A 19,065-nucleotide genomic window follows, 5' to 3' on the forward strand; every position below is an offset into this window, starting at 1 on the left:
GGAGAGTCAAGTTCTACCACCAGCAATATTTGTGGAAGAACCCGAACGGCTACTGTGGCATCGGTGGCACCGGAGTGTCCTGCCCGGTGGGCGTGGCGCCTGCCGGCGAGTGATCGGGACCGTCTTCGCCGAGGTCTCTGCGCTATGGGCGGAGCACATGGGACCGCATCATCAGCGGTGCTCGAGCAAGCCCGGCGCCGCTGAGGGCGCCGGCGTTCTCGCTTCGATCAAGCGGTCGGGGTCGACGCGGCCAGCGCCTCGGCGCGGACCACGTCGGCGGCCGAGCGGCGCAGCAACCGGACGCCGACGAGCACCAGTGGCGCATAGCAGGCCAGGGCGACCGCGGCACCCACGTACGCGGGCAGCATCGCCGCCGCCACGAACGGCAGCAGGATCACCGGCACCGTCCACCAGCCGACCACTCCGGCGCGGGCGAGCCCGGCCATGAGCAGCGGGAGCATGGCGACACCGCACAGGATTCCGGTGAGCCGCCACAGCGCGAGCGACGGATCGGCGGTGACGGTGTCGAACACCTTCGCCGCGTCGGCGAGCGGCACCGTGTTCGGCATGGCGCCGGTGAACCAGTCGGACAGCAGCATGCCGGACATTTGGATAGCGCCGAAGGTGGACAATGCCACTCCGGCCGCCGTGAGGCCCCGGCCCCGTCGGCCACGGAGGAGCGTCAAGGTCGCCGGAACGCCGAGCGCGATGAGCACCCAGGCGTAGTGGAGCAGGTTCGCGGACAGCAGTGACACCCCGTAGTCGGCGGCCAGTGACGCCAGGTAGCGTTCGGACGAGTCGTCCGCCTGCGGCGGCGAGGTGAGCATGCCGCCGAACATCAGAGCGGGGGCGAGTACGAGCGCGCCGCCGGCGAGTCGGCGCAGGGGAGTGGAGGCGGTGGCTGTGGCGTCCATCGGGTGTTCCTTTCAGATATCTCGGTTGAGCTGCCGTAACGCTATGGGCGCGTTCCGGTCCGCCGGATCGGCGTAGCGGGCCGTCCGAAGTGCGATTCCGAGTCACTCATCCAGCTGCAGGGTCCTCTCCGGAGATGACCCGCGGTCGTATGCCGTCCTCCCCGGGTCTGATCCGCGTTTCGGTCCCGCTCGCTACCGTCGGTGCCCCGACGATGAGAGGAGCGGCCGTGGGCGCACCATGGAACCGCCGGAGACGGTTGCTCGCGGGCGCCGTCGGGGGTGCGTTGTTCGGTGTCCTCGCGTTGGCCGAGGCGTACGGCGACCCGCGCGGCGACGACGGCCGGGCCGCCGTCGTCGGCCTGAGACTGGTGCTGTCGCTGTGCTTTCCGCTCGCCGCCCGTTATCCGATCACCGCGATGTCCGTTGCGATGCTGTCGTTCCCGTACGCGATGCTGATCGGCGCGAAAGGCGTGGGCGGAGCTCAGCTCATCGCCGAACTGGTGCTCGTGGCGCATGCGGCCTACCGGGCGGAACCACGTCGTTCCCTCGCCGCGTCGGTGTGCGCCGCCGTGGTTCCGGCGGTCGCGCTCGTCTGGGGTGGTGAAGGCCTTTGGGAGTTCGTGTTCTTCGGCACATTGGTAAGCGCCGCCTGGAGCCTCGGCGCACTGCTGCGGCGGGAGCAGTCGCGCTCTCGTCAGCTGGCCGCGCTCGCTGCCGAACTGGCCGCGGAGCGGGAGGCGCGGGCGCGGGCGGCGGTGGCGGAAGAGCGCGCCCGCATCTCCCGTGAGCTGCACGACGCGGTGGCGCACACGGTCAGCGTGATGACCATGCAGGCCGGGGTGGTGCGCCGCCGGCTGGCCGACCGGCCGGTCGAGCGCGACGCGCTGGTGCAGGTGGAGCAGCTTGGCCGGCGTTCTGTCACGGAGTTGCGCCGTGTGGTCGGCCTCCTGCGTCCCGACGACGCTGACGGGCTGGCTCCGCCGCCGTCTCTGCGGAGGGTCGACGACCTGGTGATGGAGGTGCGTTCGGCCGGGCTCCAGGTAACGTCCACGGTGTCCGGTACGCCAACCTTGCTGCCGTTGGGCGTTGACATGTCCGCGTACCGGATCGTCCAGGAGGCGTTGACGAACGTCTTGCGCCACGCGGTGGCGGCGGTCGCGACGGTGACCGTGGCGTACGAGCCGGACAGCGTCAGCGTCCGGGTGCTGGACGACGGGCGGGGCGCCGCCGCACCGGGGCCGGGGCCGGACGGTGGGCACGGCCTGGTAGGGATGCGTGAACGTGTGGGCATGTTCGGCGGGGAGTTGCGTGCCGGCCCGTGTGCCGAGGGCGGCTTCGAGGTGTACGCGCGGTTTCCACTTGGAGAGGGGATGCGATGATCCGGGTGCTGCTGGCCGACGACGAGGCGATCGTGCGGGCCGGCCTGCGCATGCTGATCTCCGACGAGCCGGACATGGACGTCGTTGGGGAGGCGGCCGACGGCAACGAGGCGGTGCGGGTGGCCGCCGCGCGCAGGCCCGATGTGGTGCTCATGGACGCCCGCATGCCGGGACTCGACGGCATCGCCGCCGCCCGCGCTATCGCCGAGGCGCATCCCGAGATCAAGGTGCTGGTGCTCACCACGTTCGACGAAGAGGCCATCGTGGACGGGGCGCTGCGCGCCGGTGTCGCCGGCTTCCTGCTCAAGGTGTCACCTCCGGAGCAGTTGCTGGAGGCGCTGCGTGAGGTGGCCGCCGGGCGCGGTCTGCTCGACCCGGCGGTGGTTCCGCGGGTAATCGGCGGGTACGTACGAGCACCGGAGCCGCTGCCCCGAGACTCGGCGCTCGACCGGCTCACCGGCCGGGAGGCCGAGGTGCTCGCCCTTGTCGGCCGGGGGCTGTCGAACTCCGAGATCGCAGCTCGGCTGTACCTTGGAGAAACCACGGTGAAGACGCACCTGGGCCGGGCGTTGGACAAGCTCGGGCTCCGCGACCGCTCGCAAGCCATCGCCTTCGCATACAGGAGCGGACTCATCCGTCCCGGCGAGGACTGAGCGGTCACGAGGCGGACTTGTTCGCCGATTCCCTCAAGCCGCGGGTCACCGTCCGGCAGGATCGACTTAAGGACGGTCACGTCCACGGACGTGGTGTATGAATCGATCTTCGCGTGATCCTGTTTCTGCAGGTTAAGCGGTAAGTGTCTGCGTGAGTGGGTTCTGTGCGGGTGTGTCGCCGGGGATCACGTGGATCCGGGCTTTGGTGAGGATGTCCAGGCTCATGTAGCGGCGGGCTTCGACCCACTCGTCGGTCTGCTCGGCCAGCACGGCGCCGATCGATCTGGCTGATCATGAGGCATGGCGTGCCCCCTGCCTGCGGTGCCTCACGTTAATGAGACGGCCGGGGTGCGCAAGGGCTCACTGATCACGAGGCAACTCCTCATTTTCCGGGGATCCGCTCGATTGGCCGTCATGCCCTGGCCAACGCCCGCGCGATCGCCGAGGCGCATCCCGAGGTCAAGGTGCTGGTGCTGACCACGTTCGACGAAGAGGCCATCGTGCACGGGGCGCTGCGCGCCGGAGTCGCGGGTTCCCTGCTCAAGGTCTCGCCGCCCGAGCAGTTGCTGGAGGCTCTGCGTGAGGTGGCCGCCGGACGCGGTCTGCTCGATCCGGCGGTGGTGCCGCGGGTGATCGGCAGGTACGCACGAGCGCCGCAGCCCCTACCCCGGGACCCGGCGCTCGACAAGCTCACTGGCCGGGAGTCCGAGGTCCTCGCCCTTGTGGGCCGGGGACTGTCGAACTCCGAGATCGCGGGCCGGCTGTACCTCGGGGAGACCACAGTGAAGACGCACCTTGGCCGAGCCCTGGACAAGCTCGGGTTGCGTGACCGCTCGCAGGCCATCACCTTCGCCTGCGAGAGCGGACTCGTCCGTCCCGGTGAGAACTGAGTGGGCGGACATCAGACGAGGGCGGCGGGCTCCGCCTCGGGCTCGGCGATGGCGACGAGCCGACCGGCCAGGGGTATGAAGCCTGCCAGCTGCACCAGCCCGCCCACGATGGTGACGGCCAGGGGGAACTCACCGCTGGACAGGATGAAACCGACCACCAGGAGCACGGCCGACCAGCGTGGAAGGACGCCGGTGCGGAGGATTGCAGCGGCCAGCACGACCAGACCGATCACGACCGAGGCCAGCATGGGCAGCATGACCCAATCGAACCAGGGAGAGGCCTGGTATCGCTGGTAGGCAGCGATGGCCTCGGCGGCGACTCCGCCTTCGGGGGCCAGGCCCAGGACGACCGGCCGCATGCCCGACACGACTAGGCCGAGCGCACCGGCCAGGGCGAACAGTAGGCCGGAGATCGTCCCGGCCAGCGGTGCCCGGCCGTGCAGCACCCGCATCACGGCCAGGCCGATGGGGATGAAGCAGGCAACGAAGATCATGTAGAGGACGGTGCTGAGGGCGTAGGTGTCCCGGTTGGCGGCCACCTGGGCGAGGTAGACCGCCGCGTCGATCCTGGGAAGGCCGACGTTTTCGACCAGATGCCAGACCGCGCCGGCGAGAGGACCCACGGCGATCGCCGCGGCGAGCAGGAACGGCCTACGGGGGGTGGGGGACGTGCTCATGGTTGGTACTCCTCGGTAAATCGCGGCCTTTTGCCGTATGCCGAGAACACTGACGCAGTCCTGTCCCGGGCCGCCTGAGGCGGCTGTCTCCTCCTCGAATAGGGACGATATGTCCCGTGTGGTTGGGACATCGCATAGCGGACAATTCTCCATATGCGTTCGCGTCTGGTGATGATGGGGGAGTTGGTCGCGGGGGCCGCCGCCGCAGCGACCCTGGCCGGGTTCGCGCTGCGGCTGCGGTCATCGGCAGGCTTCGCCGACGACTACTGGTTGTGGATCTCGATCACGGCCATGGTGTACGGCGCGCCCGGCGCGTTCCTCATCCGGCGCGGCCGGACGATTCTGGGCTGGCTGTTCGTCGCGGTGAGCGCGAGCGCCGCGACGAGCGTCTTCACCGGGGAGTACGCCGCCGTCGCGAGCGGACAGGGCTGGCCCAGCCGGCTGGTCATGCTCTGGCTGTCGGTGTGCAGTTGGCTGCCCGCCTACGTGATCGTGGCGGCTGTCGTCCCCTACTGGCTGCCATCGGGCGAGCGGCCGACGGGGGTGTTCCGCCCGTTGATGTACGTCGGGTGCGCCTCCGTGGTGGCCGGAACAGTCGCGTGGGCGTTGTTGCCGTGGGAGCACAGCGACGATCGGGCGCTGGCCGACAGTGGGCTGGTCAACCCGCTGGGCGTCGCGGGGGCCGAGGCGCTGCTCCAGGTCTGCCTGGTCATGGTCGCGGTCGCGGCGCTGGGCGGGCTCGCGTCCCTCGGCGTACGCCTGCTCCGAGCCGACGGCGACGAGCGCGGCCAGTTGGCCTGGGTGGCCGCCGGTATGGCGAGCACCCTGCTCCTGCTGGTCGCCGCCCAGACGGTCGAGGCACGCGGCTCTGGGGTCCTGCTGGCAGCCTCGGCCGTGCCATTGCCGATCTCTGTATTGCTGGCGATCCAGCGGTACCGGATGTGGAACATGGAGAAGGTGCTGCGCCGCGGACTGGTTTGGGCGCTCATGTCAGCCGAGATCGCGCTCTGCTACGCGGTGGTCGTCGCGCTGCTCGGAGATCTCCTCGGCCGCAGCGTCGGGGCTCCCCTCGTCGCCGCAGCGGTGGTGGCGATCAGCGTGGCTCCCGTACACAGGTTTCTGCAGAGGGGGGTACGGCGGCTGCTGTACGGCGAGGCGGCGGATCCGTACGACGCGCTGGGGCGGTTGGGCGCGACCCTGGAGACGGCGGCGGCTCCCGCCGAGGCGCTCGAGCGGCTGGCCGGGGACGTCGCCAGGATCCTCCAGGTTGCGGCCGTGTGGGTGCTGGTGCTGGACGGGCCGGAGTCTCGTCACGGAGACGATCTCGGCGTGGACCCGGTGCGGGTGTCATTGGTGCACGCCGGGGAGACGGTGGGGGAGATGCTGCTGACCCGGCCGCGCGCCGGAGAGTTCCGTCCCGCCGAGGCTCGGCTGCTGCACGTCCTGGCCCGGCAGGCAGGTGCGGCAGCGCACGCCGCCCGGCTCGCGGCGGATCTGGATCGGTCGAGGCGGGCGCTGGTCGCCGCGCGCGCTGAGGAACGCCGCCGACTGCGCCGGGATCTGCACGATCATCTCGGGCCGAGCCTGTCGGCCGTACACCTGCAACTGGAGACCGTGCGTGACACGGTGGCGACCGATCCGGACGGGGCGCGTGCGCTTGCCGACCGGTGCGCCACATGGGTGGCCGGCGCCGTCGGCGATGTCCGTCGCATCGTGGATGGCCTCGGCCCGTCCGCCTTGGATGATCTGGGCTTGGCCGAGGCGCTGCGCGCGCAGGCGGCGAGGTTCCACCGTCCCGGGCTGGAGATCCGGTTGCGCCTGCCCGAGCAGGGACTGCCGCCGCTTCCGGCCGCCACCGAGGCAGCTGCCCTGCGCATCGTGGGCGAGGCGCTAGCCAACACCGCCCGGCACGCGCGCGCCGGCGGCTGCGACATAGATGTGGAGCTGACGCCGGACGCGCTCTGCTTCTCTGTGCGCGACGACGGCGTGGGCATGGGGAGCTCTGACCACGGGCGGCGAGTGGGCGTGGGCCTGGAGTCGATGGCCGAGGCCGCCGCCCAGCTTGACGGGAAATGCGAGATCCTTGTCCCAGCCGGCGGGGGCACCGAGATCCGCGTGCGGCTGCCGAGAGCCGAGGTGTGAGATGCGCGTTCTGATCGTGGATGACCACCCCATGTACCGGGAGGGACTGGTCGCGGCGCTCTCCGGCCAGCCCGGCGTCACGGTCGTGGGTGAGGCGGGCGACGGGGCGGCCGCCGTCGAACTGGCCGTCAGGCGCGCTCCCGACATCGTCCTGATGGATCTGCATATGCCGGTCATGAACGGCGTCGAGGCCACCGGGCGCTTGCTGAGCGAGCGGCCGGATATCGCGATCGTGGTCCTGACGATGCTGGAGTCCGACGACTCGCTGGCGGCGGCCGTACGAGCAGGCGCTCGTGGCTACCTCCTCAAGGGGGCGGGCCGGGCCGAGATCCTTCGGGCGCTGGAGACGTGCATGGAGGGCGGTGCCTACTTCGGCCCGAACGCCGCCCGGGCACTCGCCGGGCTCGTCGGCTCCGAGCCCCGGCGGACCGTCGCCAACCCGGTCCTGCCCGAGCTTACCGAGCGCGAGGTGGAGATCCTCGACCTGATGGCGCGCGGACTGTCCAACGCCGCCATCGCCTCCCGGCTCTACGTCTCCGACAAGACGGTCCGTAACTACGTCAGCGCCGTGTATGGCAAGCTCGGCGTCAACGACCGCGCCGCCGCGGTGGCACGAGCCCGCGATGCCGGACTGGGCTCTGGACTGCCCGGCGGGCGCTGAGTGCCCCGCATGCAACGCGCTCGCCTTGATCAAGTCACCGCTCGAAAAGCCGATCTTACTCACCATGCCTCTGCCTGCGAGGCTACAAGCGGTGACTTCGGGCCGGTCTCCCCGAGCTGGGCCCCGCGAGGTCCATGAGCAGGCTGTGTGGGAAGACCGTGCAGGTGGTCCCGATCTGAGACTGCTCGTGAAGTGGCCCGGTGTCGCCGTCAGGAACTACCGCAGGCAAAGAACTTCTACCACCAGCAGTACTTGTGGAAGAACCCTGGCGGATACTGCGGGATCGGCGGCACCGGCGTCGCTTGCCCGGTAGGCATCGCGCCTGCTGGCGAGTGAAACAAGGTCGTCTTAGACGAGGTCTCGGTCCTCTGGGCCGAGCACCTCGGTCAGCCGTTTCCGGGCATGGGGGACGTCTTCCCGGAGTTCGTGCTCGCGGATGCCTACATGGCGGGCATTGTGACCTCGTATGTCGGCTCTCAGTGCGGCGTTCTCATGGAGGAGCAACGTGGTCTCTTGAGTTCATGCGCGCGTGATCTCCGGTGGGTACTCAGGCGCGTTTGTGGTCGAGAGGCACGAGCTTTCGTGGCCCGATCAGTGCGCATCACAGACCTGATCCTGGGCCGAGCAACGCTGGAAGAGCGTCGGGCAGTGACAGCGGCGACAGTCTTCTCTACAGGGTCAAAGGCGGCCCGCTGCGCGGCCCGCCGGGCGCGCTGGTCGTTCTGCGTGCCCGGGCTGCGGCTCTCCGGCCGGTCCGGGCACGCACCGCCCGCGCGCCCGTGAGGTCGACCTGGCCGGCGGCGTCGTGCGGAACGCGAAAGGCCAGGTGATCCCCGTCGTGAAGACCGGCATCCGGCGGGCTGTGGCGACTGGCCTGTGCCAGAGCGTTCTCATCAGGTCGCCCCTGGGGTCCGTCACGGTGAGGCTCACAGGTGGCCTCGGCGGCAATGAGGTGACCGTCGAGAACATGGTGGTCGACGTGGCGGTGGCGCGGACCGCCGCTACGCTGACCGGCATCCAGCTGGGGCGTGACGCCGGCACCCTGGACGCCGTACCAGGGCTGAGGGGTCCGGTCGGCACATTCGGCGGGCAGGGCAGGACGATCACCCTGCGTGATGTCAGGCTGCAGGCGTGGGCCGTGACCGCCGCGACCTTCAGCCTCCCCGACCTCACGATGAAGGTGATTCCGGGCGTGCATGAGTGCTTCTAGCGCGGCCCGGTCGTGCGATGGCGATGGCGCGGGGCTGAGGGCGGGACCTGTGGAGGAGGACAATGAGGTCGTGGCGGCAGTCGCGCCCGTTCTGGGGCGGCCTGTTGGTCTTGCTGGCGGGGATGGAGCTGCTCAGCATCCCGTTCACGATGAATGCGCTGCCGGTGGTGGTCATGTCCGGCTCGGTGGGGGCCGTCTACCTGATCGCGCTCGTGATGATGATCCTGGGCGTGCTGCTCTGGCTACAGCCCGGGCAGCGGGTTTTCCTGGGTGTCGTGGCCATGCTGTTGTCGCTGGCGTCCTTCATCTACTCCAACCTGGGTGGCTTCCTGGTCGGCATGAGTCTGGGCTTGGTGGGCGGCGCGCTGGCCGTCGCCTGGACTCCTGTCGACCGGCCAGTGATCCGCCTGGGCTCCATCGACGTTCGCGTGGTGCTCGCCTCCGCCCTCGTGTTCTTCTCGCGTGCGCAGGCGATGTGCCGGGTGGCACCTGGCGGCCTTCTGTCGCCTCGCCGGCGGATGGCGCAGGCGGGCCGGGATTCCGGCGCCGATCCCACTGGCGTGGATCACGCGGGTGTGGATTCGGCCGCGGCGTCGCGCAGGTCGGGCTGAGATCCGGGGCTCGTATACGCCGTTGAGCACCTGCTGTGGTGCCGCCTTCACTGCTTTCGCAGGGCGGTGAAGGCCTCGCGTACGTCGGGGAAGACGGGGAGCTGCCGGGTGACGCCGTCGTGGTAGGGGTTGGCTCGCAGCACGGCCAGGACGGGCTCGGGGACACGGGTCAGCACGAACCGGCAGCCGAGTCCTTGCAGGTCGGCCGTGAGCCGGGCCAGGGCCTCGGCGGCCGTGGCGTCAAGATAGAACACCGCCTGCGCGTCCAGGATCACGCCGCGCGGACGCGGCTCGGGCGCTGTCACCAGGGAGAGCACCCTCTGCCGGATCCGCCGGGCGTTGGCGAAGAACAACGGCGCATCGACGCGGTAGATGAGGATGTCGGGGTGGGGCGATGAGCCGTCGGTGATCTCGCGAGGGGGCTCGTTGTCGTCGTAGACGGCGAGTAGGGCGTCGTGGGGGCGTGCGGCGCGGCGGAGGAGTTGGCTCGCCGACAGGAGCACGGCGACGAGCAGGCCGCGCAGCACCCCGAGAGCCAGCACGCCGACGACCGCGGCGAGGGCGATCACGCTCTCCGCGCGCCATCCGCGCCACAGATTCAGAAAGCCGGTGACGTCGATGAGTTTGGGTGCGCCCACCATGACGACGGCGGCCAGCACCGTCATCGGGAGCAGCGCGATCAGCGGCCCGCCGGAGATGAGGACGAACATGACGATGCCCGCCGTGGCGAGCTGGAAGATTTGGGACTGCGCGCCCACGCTGCGGGCGGACAGGGTGCGGCTGGTGCTGGCCATCGGCGGGAAGCCGCCCAGCAGACCGGAAGCAAGGCTTGAGGTCCCCAGGGCGGCGGTCTCCCGGTCGAGTGGGACGTGGTCAGGGGTGTCGGTGACTGTCTGGCGGACCGCGCTGACAGTCTCGATCGAGGCGATGAGTGCCATGCCCGCCGCTGGCAAGAGCAGGGCCCACAGGTCCTCCAGAGTCACACGCGGCCCAGCGGGTGTAGGCAGGCCTCCGGACACCGTACCGACCACGGCGACGCCCCGACCGGCCAGGTCCACCGCTGCCGAGATCGCGATCGCCAGCAGGCAGACCACCAGCCCGCCGGGAACGCGGGGCAGGTAGCGCCTGAGCAACAGGAGTGCAGCCATCGCGCCCAAGCCCGTCATCGCGGTCAGCGGCGTGATCTGGTTCAGGTGGGTGAGGACGTGCCACAGGCTGACGAGTGGCTCGGCGCCGACAGTCGGTACGCCCAGCAGCGGCCCCGCCTGCCCGGCGAGGATCTGGATACCCACGCCGGCCAGGTATCCGAGCATCACCGGCGACGACAGGAACTCGGCCGCGCCCTGCAGCGGCAGCGCGGCTCCCAGCAGGCACCAGGCGCCTACCAGGAACGACAGAGCCGCCGTCAGCGCGAGCGCCCGCCCACCGTCGTCGCCGGCCCGGTCCTGAACGACAGTGAACGTGAGGAGCGCCATGGTGGACGAGGGGCCCACCGCCACGAACCGCGTACCGGTCAGCAGGGCGAATACCACCGCGGCGGCCAGCGCCGTATAGAGGCCGGCGGCCGGCGGCAGCCCGGCCAGAGCGCCGTATGCGAGTCCCTGCGGGAGCAGAGTCACCGCGATCGCGAAGGCGGCCATCACATCGGCGCGGGCCGAGCGTGCCGAATAACCCCGCAATTGACCGATGAGCGGTATGACGTGCGCCGCCCGCGTCCGACGCGTATCCATCCGATCATCATGCGACCTGGGCGGACTGGGCTCGCCGGACGCGCCGGGATGGCGCGGTTCAAAAGTGCGGAGCCGACTGGCCAATGTTCGTTCACGGTTCGCGTGCGGATCGCTCCCACAGGGGAGGGCGGTTTGCAGTGCTTCATCCCACTCTGGAAGGCGGGAAACACGATGAGTCACGCAACAGACGGCTGGCGTAGGCACCTGCCCATTCCTGACATCGCTCAGATGAGCTTCACCGCTCAGGATGTCCGTGAGCAGACCACCGCATACGCGAAGGCCCAGCCGCTGCGTCCGCCGGGGGGTGCGCCCAACGTGCTCATCATCCTCGTCGACGACGTGGGCTTCGGCGCCTCCTCCGCCTTCGGCGGCCCCTGCCGGATGCCCGCGGCCGAACGGCTGGCCGGGCACGGGCTGAAGTACAGCCGCTTCCACACCACGGCGCTGTGCTCGCCGACCAGGCAGGCGCTGCTCACCGGGCGTAACCACCATTCGGTCGGCATGGGCGTCATCACCGAGATGGCGACGACCGCTCCCGGCTACACCGGCATGCGCCCCAACAGCGCCGCGACCATGGCGCACATCCTGAAGTACAACGGGTACGGCACGGCCGCGTTCGGCAAGATGCACCAGACGCCCGCGTGGGAGACCAGCCCGTCGGGACCGTTCGACCGGTGGCCGGTCGGTGACGGGTTCGAGAAGTTCTACGGCTTCTTGGGCGGTGAGACCAACCAGTGGGAGCCGACCCTGATCGACGGCACCATGCCGGTGCTGCCGCCGCGCAGGCCCGAGGAGGGCTACCACCTGTCGGAGGACCTCGTCGATCAGACGGTCGCCTGGGTGCGCTCGCAGCGGGCGCTGACTCCCGACAAGCCGTTCCTTGCCTACCTGTCCTTCGGCGCCACGCACGCTCCGCACCACGTGGCGCCTGAGTGGCGCGAGCCGTACCGCGGCCAGTTCGACCACGGCTGGGACGCTCAGCGGGAGCGGACGCTGGCTCGGCAAAAAGAGCTCGGCGTGGTCCCGCCGGAAGCGGAGCTGGCGCCGTGGCCTGAGGAGGTCCCGCACTGGGATCAGCTCACCGACGCGCAAAGGCTGGTCGGCGCCGCGCTCATGGAGAACTACGCGGCCTTCGCCACCCACACCGACCACCAGGTGGGCAGGCTGGTGGACCAGCTGCAGGAGATGGGGGTGCTGGACGACACCATCATCTTCTACATGCTCGGTGACAACGGCGCCTCAGCCGAGGGCGGGCTGGACGGCACGACCAACGAGCTCTTCACGCTCAACGGGATGATCGACACCATCGAGAACGTCATGGCCGGCCTGGACGAGCTCGGCGGGACGAAGTCCTACCCGCACTATCCCGTGGGGTGGGCGCTGGCCATGGACACGCCCTACCAGTGGACCAAGCAGGTGGCCTCGCACTACGGCGGCACCCGCAACGGCCTGATCGTGCACTGGCCGACCGGCATCCAGGACAAGGGCGGGATACGCCACCAATGGCACCACGTCATCGACGTCCTGCCGACCGTTCTGGAGATCACCGGCTTGCCCGAGCCGTACTCCGTCGACGGCGTCGCGCAGCGGCCCATCGAGGGCACGAGCATGCGCTACAGCTTCGATGACGCCGGGGCCGAGGACCGCCACACCACCCAGTACTTCGAGATGTTCGGCAACCGTGGCATCTACCACCTCGGGTGGACCGCGGTGACCCGCCACCGCATCCCCTGGGAGACCGGGGCACAGCAGATGCGCCCCTTCGACGAGGACGTCTGGGAGCTCTACGACACCAACACCGACTGGAGCCAGGCCCACGATCTCGCCCAGCAGCACCCAGACAAGCTGGCCCGGCTCAAGCAACAGTTCCTCATCGAGGCCGCCAAGTATCAGGTGTTCCCGCTGGACGATCGCCTCGTGGAGCGGGCCAACGCCGACATCGCCGGTCGCCCCGATCTCCTGACCGGCCGTACGTCGATGACGCTGTACGCCGGGATGAAGCAGCTGCAAGAGAACACCGTGCCCAACGTCAAGAACAAGTCGCACTCGAGGAGATCGAGGTGCCTGAGGGCGGCGCCCACGGTGTGATCGTGGTGCAGGGCGGCCGGTTCGGCGGCTGGTCGCTGTACCTGAACCAGGGCCGCCCTACCTACTGCTACAACTACTTCGGCAGGCAGTCCTTCTACGTGCGGGCGCCCGAGGTGCTGGCGCCAGGACACCACACCGTCCGCCTCGAGTTCGAGTACGACGGAGGCGGAGTCGGCAAGGGTGGCAGCGGCCTGCTCACAGTGGACGGCGCCAAGGTCGCCGACGGCCGCATCGAGGCGACGATTCCCTACCTCTTCTCAGCGGACGAAACGCTCGACATCGGCGCCGACTCGGCCTCGCCGGTGAGCGACGACTACAGCAGCACCGACAGCGCCTTCACCGGCACCATCCATTACGTGCGCATCGACATCGGCGACGACGACCACAGCGATCTGGAAAGCCCTGAGCACCGGCATCACAGGATGATGACGCGTCAGTAACCTCCTCAGACGGCGTCGAGAGATCGACCGGGGAGACGGACAGGAGCTACGTCCTCCGGCCAGCTTTGGGCCGGAGGACGTGAACATCTGGGCTAGGAGAAGCCCAGCTCCTCGCGGGCGGCCTGGATGACTCGATCGCTGTCCTCTCGAAGGAACTCCCGGACTGACACGCCCGAGGGTGTGCCTCGATACATGGCGGTGGTCAAACGCTCAGCGAGTTCGTGGGTGGCGCGCCGCAGGGAGGGGCTTCCAACGATGTCGATGAATCTCTGGCGTACCCACAGCAGATCTGTTTTCGCCTGGACGTCCTCCGGCACGCCACCTCCGATGTGACGCGCCTGCGCGATGGTGCCCACCTCCTGGCAGACGTCCATGAAAGCCATGATCGCCTGCTTGCGTTCCTCTCGGCGAGCAGCCGCCGCCTTCGCCAGCGCCTGCCGCTTTGTCTCCCTCGTGACCATGAACTGACCAATCAGGGTGCACGCGAACCCGAGGATGACACCCCCCAGAGGCAGCAAGGCCGAGGCCCAGTCGGGAGACATGACAGAACCCCCTTCCACGCGTAGCACGCCGGCGCTTCCGTTTCCTCTCCCGCTGCACGCTCTACCCGGCGCGATCGGCGCCACTCCTCACGAACCGCCGCTCGGATGCGGGAGGCACCCTACGGGTCAAGTGGACAGTGGCCGGGACCGTGACGATCGCCCACTTCGCTCCCGTTGCCGAGGGGCTGGGGCGATCGGTGACCATGGCTGAGGCGACGGCAACGCTGACGGCAACGTCCGCCACCAGTGACATCCGCCCGACGCCATCGAGCACCCTCTGCCCGCAGCTCATCGAGGAGCAGCAGGGCGATTGCCACACCTGAAAAGCGGAAGGTCACGTTGTGACAGCAGCCAGGCGAATGCACTCGTCTGCTCCCGACCGAGGAGTAGTCCCAGATCCTGCTTGTACGGCTCACGCTCGGCTTCTGAGCGTGAGCCGGCCTGCGGCACAACCGCCGAGGGGATCGCTCGTACCCCTTCGGTGCAAGTGGGCGGCGCGGTTCAGACGGTGGGCTCACGCCCCGGTCAGGCGGTGGATGTCGATCGGTGGCGGATGATCGTGCAAGATGGTGCTGCCGTACGGCGCCAAGGATCTCCATCGCTTCGAGCACGTCAGTGACGACATGATCCTCGCTGCGGCCATGATCGAGTCATGTACGTCGGTCGATCCAGGCCGTAACGGAGACCGGCCGCTTGTTCTCCGCCGATGCCCGCGACGAGGTGGTCATCAGCTGGCCAATCCCGTTAAGGAAAGGGCCATGCGGCTATCTTGAACAGACCGGTTTCGAGCTTGTGAATACCCTCGGTTCCCGAGGGATCGAAGGGTGTCATATATCCAGCATTGTTCTCCATGGGGACGTAACGTATGTTCCGGCTATACACCGTCGATAGCCAGGGAGAAGTCGTGCCCGAACTCGTGGCTCCCCAGCTCGTCGTCAACAGCCGGATGATCTACTTCGGCTGGGTGCCGGCCGATCCCGAAGCCGTCGCGGCCTTGGTGCCCGACGGTCTGAAGCCCATGGCCAACCGACAGGTCTTCATGAACCAGTACGTCGTCGACCGGCCCGAGCAGACCTCGGGCTTCGGTGCGTACTCGCTCACCTACATCGGGCCGGACCTGGAACATGCCTACGCCCCCGATGGCGTGACCCCCGGCCGCTGGTGGACGCACTACTTCAACTCCAGCGCTGTGGTACGCGAGTACGCGGCCGCTCGAGGTGTGCCCGCCACCGCTGGCCGTACCACGATCGAGGTCAGGGGCAGGAATCTGGTCGCGACGACCGAGTCCGACGGTGTGCCGGTGATCCGTACGACCGCGCGGGTCGGTGACACCGGTACGGCGGTCAACCGGGGCCAGTTGCGTTACATCACCGAGGTCGGCGGGCAGAAGCTCAGCGGGATCTATCCGTTCGTGGCGGAACCGGTCGACCCGTTCGAGGTGGTGTCGGTGGAGTTTCTGGAGCCGAGCCACTCCGTCTATGCCCTGCGCCCCGCTGACCCGCTGCAGATCGTGTGGGGCTTCTACTCGCCACGGTCGTCCTTCACCTATCCCGGCGGCGAGTCGGTAATGGCCTGACATCCGTCACCGGGTTAAAAGCAAAGCCAAGTCATGGCAGACCTGCCGGTACTGCCGCAGCTGCGTGTGCTCACTGGTCAGTAGAGCCTGCGGGCCACCGGCAGCGCATCTCTGTCTCGGGACGCGGCCTGGGGAGTGCGCATCGTGCACGAACCTCGTGGTTACGGCAGTTTCGGTGGCACCGGCCTCTCCTGCCCTCTCGGCCTGACCTAAAGGCAAGGTCCCGCGCTCCGCGCGGGGCTCCTCTCCATGTGGGCAGGCGCCGCAGCGTGGCGGGAAGCGACTGTGGGCTTGCGAAGGCCGGCACTTGCCACGGTTTGATCAACTTCTCGGTGGCTCGCTAAGGTTAGACGCTTTGACCGCTTCACCCCCAATGAGATGGCCATGCGTCGCTACCGTTTCGGCAGGATCGCTATCCTGATCGCGCTCGGCTACCTCGCCGTAGTCGCTGTGCTGGGCGCCTTCGCGCTGACCACCGCCCAGGGTGACCTCCTCTGGAAGATCGTCACCCGCGACTCCGGCATGGACTGGTTTCTCGGCCCCGGCGAAGAAACCCTCACCATCCCGTGGGGGCTGACGGTCGTCCTGATCCTTATCGGAGCGCTTCAGGCGTGGGCCCTGTGGCAGGTGTTGCGCGGGCGCGCCAGGGGCGAGCTGACACACCGGGGCAGGAAGGTGGGCCTGCTGCGGCTCGCCCTGTATCTCGGCATCGGATACAGCCTGATCAGCATCGCCAGCACCCCGCTGGTCCACGCATGGAAGATCTACTGGGTCTGGTCAGTGATGGGAATCGCCTCCGGTTGCGTGCAACTGGCCATCGTCTGGCTGTTCTTCCTGGTGCTCCGGGACACCGTCTCACGCAGGCTACGGCTGTTTTCCCTCGTCGTCGGAACCATCGCCGTCGTGGGCACCCTCGGCCAGGAAATCGCCGACCTCTTCGACCTGCACTCCGCCGCGCGGATCTTGACCCTGGCCGGAGGGTACGGCTACGTCTGGCTGGCGTGGTCGGTGTCGATCCTCATCGCCCAGGCCAAGGATCCCCGCTGGAGCGCGGCGACCGTCCGGATAGGCGTCATCGCGCAGGCGGTATCGGTTCTCCAGCCCGCCGGGATGGTCTCGTTCGGCGGCAGCGGGTTCCCCAGCATCCTCACGGTCTACACGCTCCTCGGTGCTTTCAGTGTCTTCGGGCTGGTGTGGGATGCCAGGACCGCCCACGAGCTGACGGCTCCCCTTCCCCAGCCGGACGCGGGACACGTGCCGGTACGGCCGGCGGCCAGGTGGTGGCCGTTGGCCGCCGTGGCCATCGCGCTGCCGCTGATCCCCGCCGCCGTCAACTTCGCGCACGGCAAGTACCTCTGGATCGGCCCCAGAGGCGTGATCGAGCAGTTCGTCCGCGTGGACGGGGGCAGCGGGAACGCTCTGACCTGGCTCGTCCTGGACGTCTTCGTCGGCGTCGGCGGCCCCGCGCTGCTGATCCTGGCCGCTGTCCTGCGCCGGACCCGCCGCACCCTGCGGTTCACGACGCTGACGCTGATCATCGCCGCGGCCGTGGGCTTCGCCAGCGCGCTCACGGCAACGCCCGTGCCGGAGGACTTCGGCGGCTTCTACGAAGGCACACAAATCTACCCGGAGAGCCTGTTCACCCAGAAGCACGCCGGTGAGATCTTCCTCGGCATCTCACCGGCGTGGTACAGCGCGGCCTTGCTCGCCTCCGCCCTGCTCCTGCCGTTCCTGTACCCGACCCCGCTGGCCCAGCGCGCACGCCGCCGTATGCTCCTCCTGGCCCAAGTCGCCACGCTGGTCGCGCTCGCGTTCGTGCCCGTGGCGGACTTGGCCCGCGGCCCGGTCACCGCGGCCGAAGACTGCACCCCACGCGAGGCATGGAGGGGTGAGCCCGAGGGGCCTAAGCTCACCCGGGACCAGCGACTCGTGTGCTCACTCCGGCAGGGAAACGTGATCAAACTCGCCGCCACCACGCCTGACGCCATGGTCCTCGCCCACGCCCGCTGGCTGTGCAGCATCTACACCCGCAACGATCCCCAGGAGGTCGCCCGCCTTCAGACGACGCAGGGACTGACGCGCGACGCTCTGACCTACCCGCTCGCAGAGATCTGCCCCAGCGCCGACGCCGTGGTCAAGGCCGCGGCCGCTGAACAGGACCGGGAGATGCAGGAGTGGGAGGCCGACGCGCAGCGCATGTGCGACTCGAGCCCGCCCCACCGCCCGCTCATCAAACCGGCCAAGGTGATCCGCATGAAGGAACCCCAGTGGACGGACCACGGGGTCGTGGAGACGTACGAGCCGACCGAGGACGACGGGGACCCGTACGAGGACGGCCTGCTCGACAAGGCTCAGGACAACGGCCTGGTAGCCGCCCTCCCCGGCCACCTGATGATCCTTACGCACTCCGACTACGACCTCTGCGTCACCCTGGAGACCTACACCCGCCGCCCGCCGGTGGAGACCAAGGGCTGGGACCACGTCGCCGAGGTCGGCTACGAAAGCCCCACTGGCGAGATCGTGCTCAGGGACGATCTGAGCGGAACCGAATTTCCCGACCTGTCACTCAACGGCCGGGCGGGTCATTACCGGATCCGCGTGCACTACGACTGGTTCAAGTGGAAGGGACTGCAAGAGGGTGGCCAACGTCTGCTGATCATGGCGTTCCCCGGGAAGGGCGACAAGCCGGTCGCGTACCGCAAGCCGCCTCAGCGGTGACACGCCTCACGCCTGCCCTGGCTTGGCCACCCGCTTGCCCATCAGCATCTCCGGGGGCGTGTCGAGCTACGCGCCGTAGTTCGCGCCCGTGCCCGGTAGCGACTGAAGGAGAGACAGCCGTGCGTTGCTCAGGAATGGGCGTCAGGGCTGGTCGCCGACGCGCTGGCCGAGGTGAGGATGGTGATGTGCTGGCGTCCAGCGCGGGCATGAGTGCCCGTCGCAACTGCCGCGACCACGAACGACTCGTCCAGCACAGCGAGGCGCGTATCTCCTGATCAGCCATCGACGTCATGACCCGCTGCCTGACCCGCAGGCCCCCCATCACGTTAATCTGAACATGATGTAAAGCAGCAGCAGCGCGGCCAGGGCCACCAGGACGGCGCCTGAGACCAGCGCGAACAGCCGTTTCCTGTCCGGTTCAGCGTCCGGTGACGCCCGCTTCGACAGGCCCGCCTGCCTGGCGGCCAGGGCGTCCTCCCAGTCTCCGAGCGTGTCGCGGTCCGTGAACCTGCGGATGATCAGCAGCAGGAACGGTAACGCCACGCCCGCCATGGCTATGGCGGCGCCGAGCACCCAGCCGGGCGTGGTCATCGTCACCCGGATCCCGCCGATGACCAGGACGGCCGCGAGCCCGAGCGCCACGGCCGAGCGGCGGGTCAGGTTCATCGCCACCGCGGCCTTGACGGCGCCGAACGCCACGGACAGTGAGCTGATCCCCAACTCCGCGGACCCCTCGCCGTCGGCGAGCCACTGCTCGAGGTACCGCTCGCGCCGCGCCTTCCCGGGCAGGATTGCGGCGGCTGTGACGATGAGGCCCCGGCTCAGCGCGTCCAC

At 68.9% G+C, this 19,065-nt stretch carries 17 protein-coding genes and 3 pseudogenes; 14 read left to right on the forward strand and 6 right to left on the reverse strand.

Translation table 11 applies throughout. The features are described from left to right. Nucleotides 1–14 precede the first annotated feature (14 nt). Nucleotides 15–113, forward strand: a pseudogene (locus tag H4W81_RS38195) (peptide-methionine (S)-S-oxide reductase MsrA); the annotation flags it as partial. A 114-nt stretch (nt 114–227) separates the two neighbouring features. Here H4W81_RS38195 and H4W81_RS38200 read toward each other — a convergent pair. Next, nucleotides 228–914 (reverse strand): hypothetical protein, encoded by a 687-nt coding sequence (locus H4W81_RS38200; protein WP_192779246.1) that lies wholly within the window; start codon nt 912–914, stop codon nt 228–230. 227 nt (nt 915–1,141) lie between these two features. On the opposite strand from H4W81_RS38200, the gene H4W81_RS38205 reads away from it, so the two are divergent. Together H4W81_RS38205 and H4W81_RS38210 are read left to right on the forward strand one after the other, a co-directional pair. After that, a complete protein-coding gene (locus tag H4W81_RS38205; protein WP_192779247.1) occupies nt 1,142–2,293 on the forward strand; it encodes a sensor histidine kinase in 1,152 nt (383 codons plus the stop codon). Next, the gene (locus H4W81_RS38210; RefSeq protein ID WP_192779248.1) at nt 2,290–2,946 is read left to right on the forward strand and encodes a response regulator; all 657 of its coding nucleotides are present in this window, start codon (nt 2,290–2,292) and stop codon (nt 2,944–2,946) included. Before H4W81_RS38205 ends, H4W81_RS38210 begins: the two co-directional genes overlap by 4 nt. Before the next feature lie 132 nt (nt 2,947–3,078). Here the strand turns inward: H4W81_RS38210 and H4W81_RS38215 are convergent. Next, nucleotides 3,079–3,231, reverse strand: a pseudogene (locus H4W81_RS38215) (IS256 family transposase); the annotation flags it as partial. A 185-nt stretch (nt 3,232–3,416) separates the two neighbouring features. On the opposite strand from H4W81_RS38215, the gene H4W81_RS38220 reads away from it, so the two are divergent. Further along, entirely contained in the window at nt 3,417–3,836 is a 420-nt protein-coding gene (locus H4W81_RS38220; protein ID WP_318782285.1) for a response regulator transcription factor, read from the forward strand. Nucleotides 3,837–3,847: 11 nt separating this feature from the next. On the opposite strand, the gene H4W81_RS38225 is transcribed toward H4W81_RS38220, so the two are convergent. Continuing rightward, nucleotides 3,848–4,513 (reverse strand): DUF4386 family protein, encoded by a 666-nt coding sequence (locus H4W81_RS38225; protein ID WP_192779249.1) that lies wholly within the window; start codon nt 4,511–4,513, stop codon nt 3,848–3,850. A 153-nt stretch (nt 4,514–4,666) separates the two neighbouring features. Here H4W81_RS38225 and H4W81_RS38230 point away from each other — a divergent pair, with 153 nt between their 5' ends. The 5 genes and pseudogenes from H4W81_RS38230 (at nt 4,667) to H4W81_RS38250 (ending at nt 9,137) form a co-directional block, all read left to right on the forward strand. Beyond that, entirely contained in the window at nt 4,667–6,655 is a 1,989-nt protein-coding gene (locus H4W81_RS38230; RefSeq protein WP_192779250.1) for a sensor histidine kinase, read from the forward strand. A gap of 1 nt (nt 6,656) precedes the next feature. Then, nucleotides 6,657–7,316, forward strand: coding sequence for a response regulator transcription factor (locus tag H4W81_RS38235; RefSeq protein ID WP_192779251.1), 660 nt, complete (start codon nt 6,657–6,659; stop codon nt 7,314–7,316). 237 nt (nt 7,317–7,553) lie between these two features. Continuing rightward, nucleotides 7,554–7,652, forward strand: a pseudogene (locus H4W81_RS38240) (peptide-methionine (S)-S-oxide reductase MsrA); the annotation flags it as partial. 469 nt (nt 7,653–8,121) lie between these two features. After that, complete coding sequence (locus H4W81_RS38245; RefSeq protein ID WP_318782287.1) at nt 8,122–8,526, forward strand: DUF6230 family protein; 405 nt, start codon at nt 8,122–8,124, stop codon at nt 8,524–8,526. A 62-nt stretch (nt 8,527–8,588) separates the two neighbouring features. After that, a complete protein-coding gene (locus H4W81_RS38250; RefSeq protein WP_225958993.1) occupies nt 8,589–9,137 on the forward strand; it encodes a DUF6114 domain-containing protein in 549 nt (182 codons plus the stop codon). A gap of 47 nt (nt 9,138–9,184) precedes the next feature. Here H4W81_RS38250 and H4W81_RS38255 read toward each other — a convergent pair whose 3' ends face one another. After that, nucleotides 9,185–10,867, reverse strand: a complete 1,683-nt coding sequence (locus H4W81_RS38255; protein ID WP_192779254.1) for a SulP family inorganic anion transporter — start codon at nt 10,865–10,867, stop codon at nt 9,185–9,187. A gap of 228 nt (nt 10,868–11,095) precedes the next feature. On the opposite strand from H4W81_RS38255, the gene H4W81_RS38260 reads away from it, so the two are divergent. After that, nucleotides 11,096–12,955, forward strand: coding sequence for an arylsulfatase (locus H4W81_RS38260; RefSeq protein ID WP_318782288.1), 1,860 nt, complete (start codon nt 11,096–11,098; stop codon nt 12,953–12,955). After that, nucleotides 12,928–13,395 carry a hypothetical protein gene (locus H4W81_RS49625; RefSeq protein ID WP_318782289.1) on the forward strand — a complete coding sequence of 156 codons (468 nt, stop codon included), beginning with the start codon at nt 12,928–12,930 and terminating at the stop codon, nt 13,393–13,395. The genes H4W81_RS38260 and H4W81_RS49625 overlap by 28 nt, the downstream gene beginning before the upstream one ends. Before the next feature lie 92 nt (nt 13,396–13,487). Here H4W81_RS49625 and H4W81_RS38265 read toward each other — a convergent pair whose 3' ends face one another. Continuing rightward, nucleotides 13,488–13,937, reverse strand: a complete 450-nt coding sequence (locus tag H4W81_RS38265; protein WP_192779255.1) for a hypothetical protein — start codon at nt 13,935–13,937, stop codon at nt 13,488–13,490. 149 nt (nt 13,938–14,086) lie between these two features. On the opposite strand from H4W81_RS38265, the gene H4W81_RS38270 reads away from it, so the two are divergent. From H4W81_RS38270 to H4W81_RS38280, 3 genes are all read left to right on the forward strand, one after another. Further along, nucleotides 14,087–14,260 carry a hypothetical protein gene (locus tag H4W81_RS38270; RefSeq protein WP_192779256.1) on the forward strand — a complete coding sequence of 58 codons (174 nt, stop codon included), beginning with the start codon at nt 14,087–14,089 and terminating at the stop codon, nt 14,258–14,260. A gap of 581 nt (nt 14,261–14,841) precedes the next feature. Further along, nucleotides 14,842–15,513, forward strand: a complete 672-nt coding sequence (locus H4W81_RS38275) for an acetoacetate decarboxylase family protein (RefSeq protein ID WP_225958994.1) — start codon at nt 14,842–14,844, stop codon at nt 15,511–15,513. Between the two features lie 384 nt (nt 15,514–15,897). After that, a complete protein-coding gene (locus H4W81_RS38280) occupies nt 15,898–18,231 on the forward strand; it encodes a hypothetical protein (RefSeq protein WP_192779258.1) in 2,334 nt (777 codons plus the stop codon). Between the two features lie 321 nt (nt 18,232–18,552). Here H4W81_RS38280 and H4W81_RS38285 read toward each other — a convergent pair whose 3' ends face one another. Next, entirely contained in the window at nt 18,553–19,065 is a 513-nt protein-coding gene (locus H4W81_RS38285; protein ID WP_192779259.1) for a hypothetical protein, read from the reverse strand.

This window comes from Nonomuraea africana (assembly GCF_014873535.1).
GTDB classification, from domain to species: domain Bacteria; phylum Actinomycetota; class Actinomycetes; order Streptosporangiales; family Streptosporangiaceae; genus Nonomuraea; species Nonomuraea africana.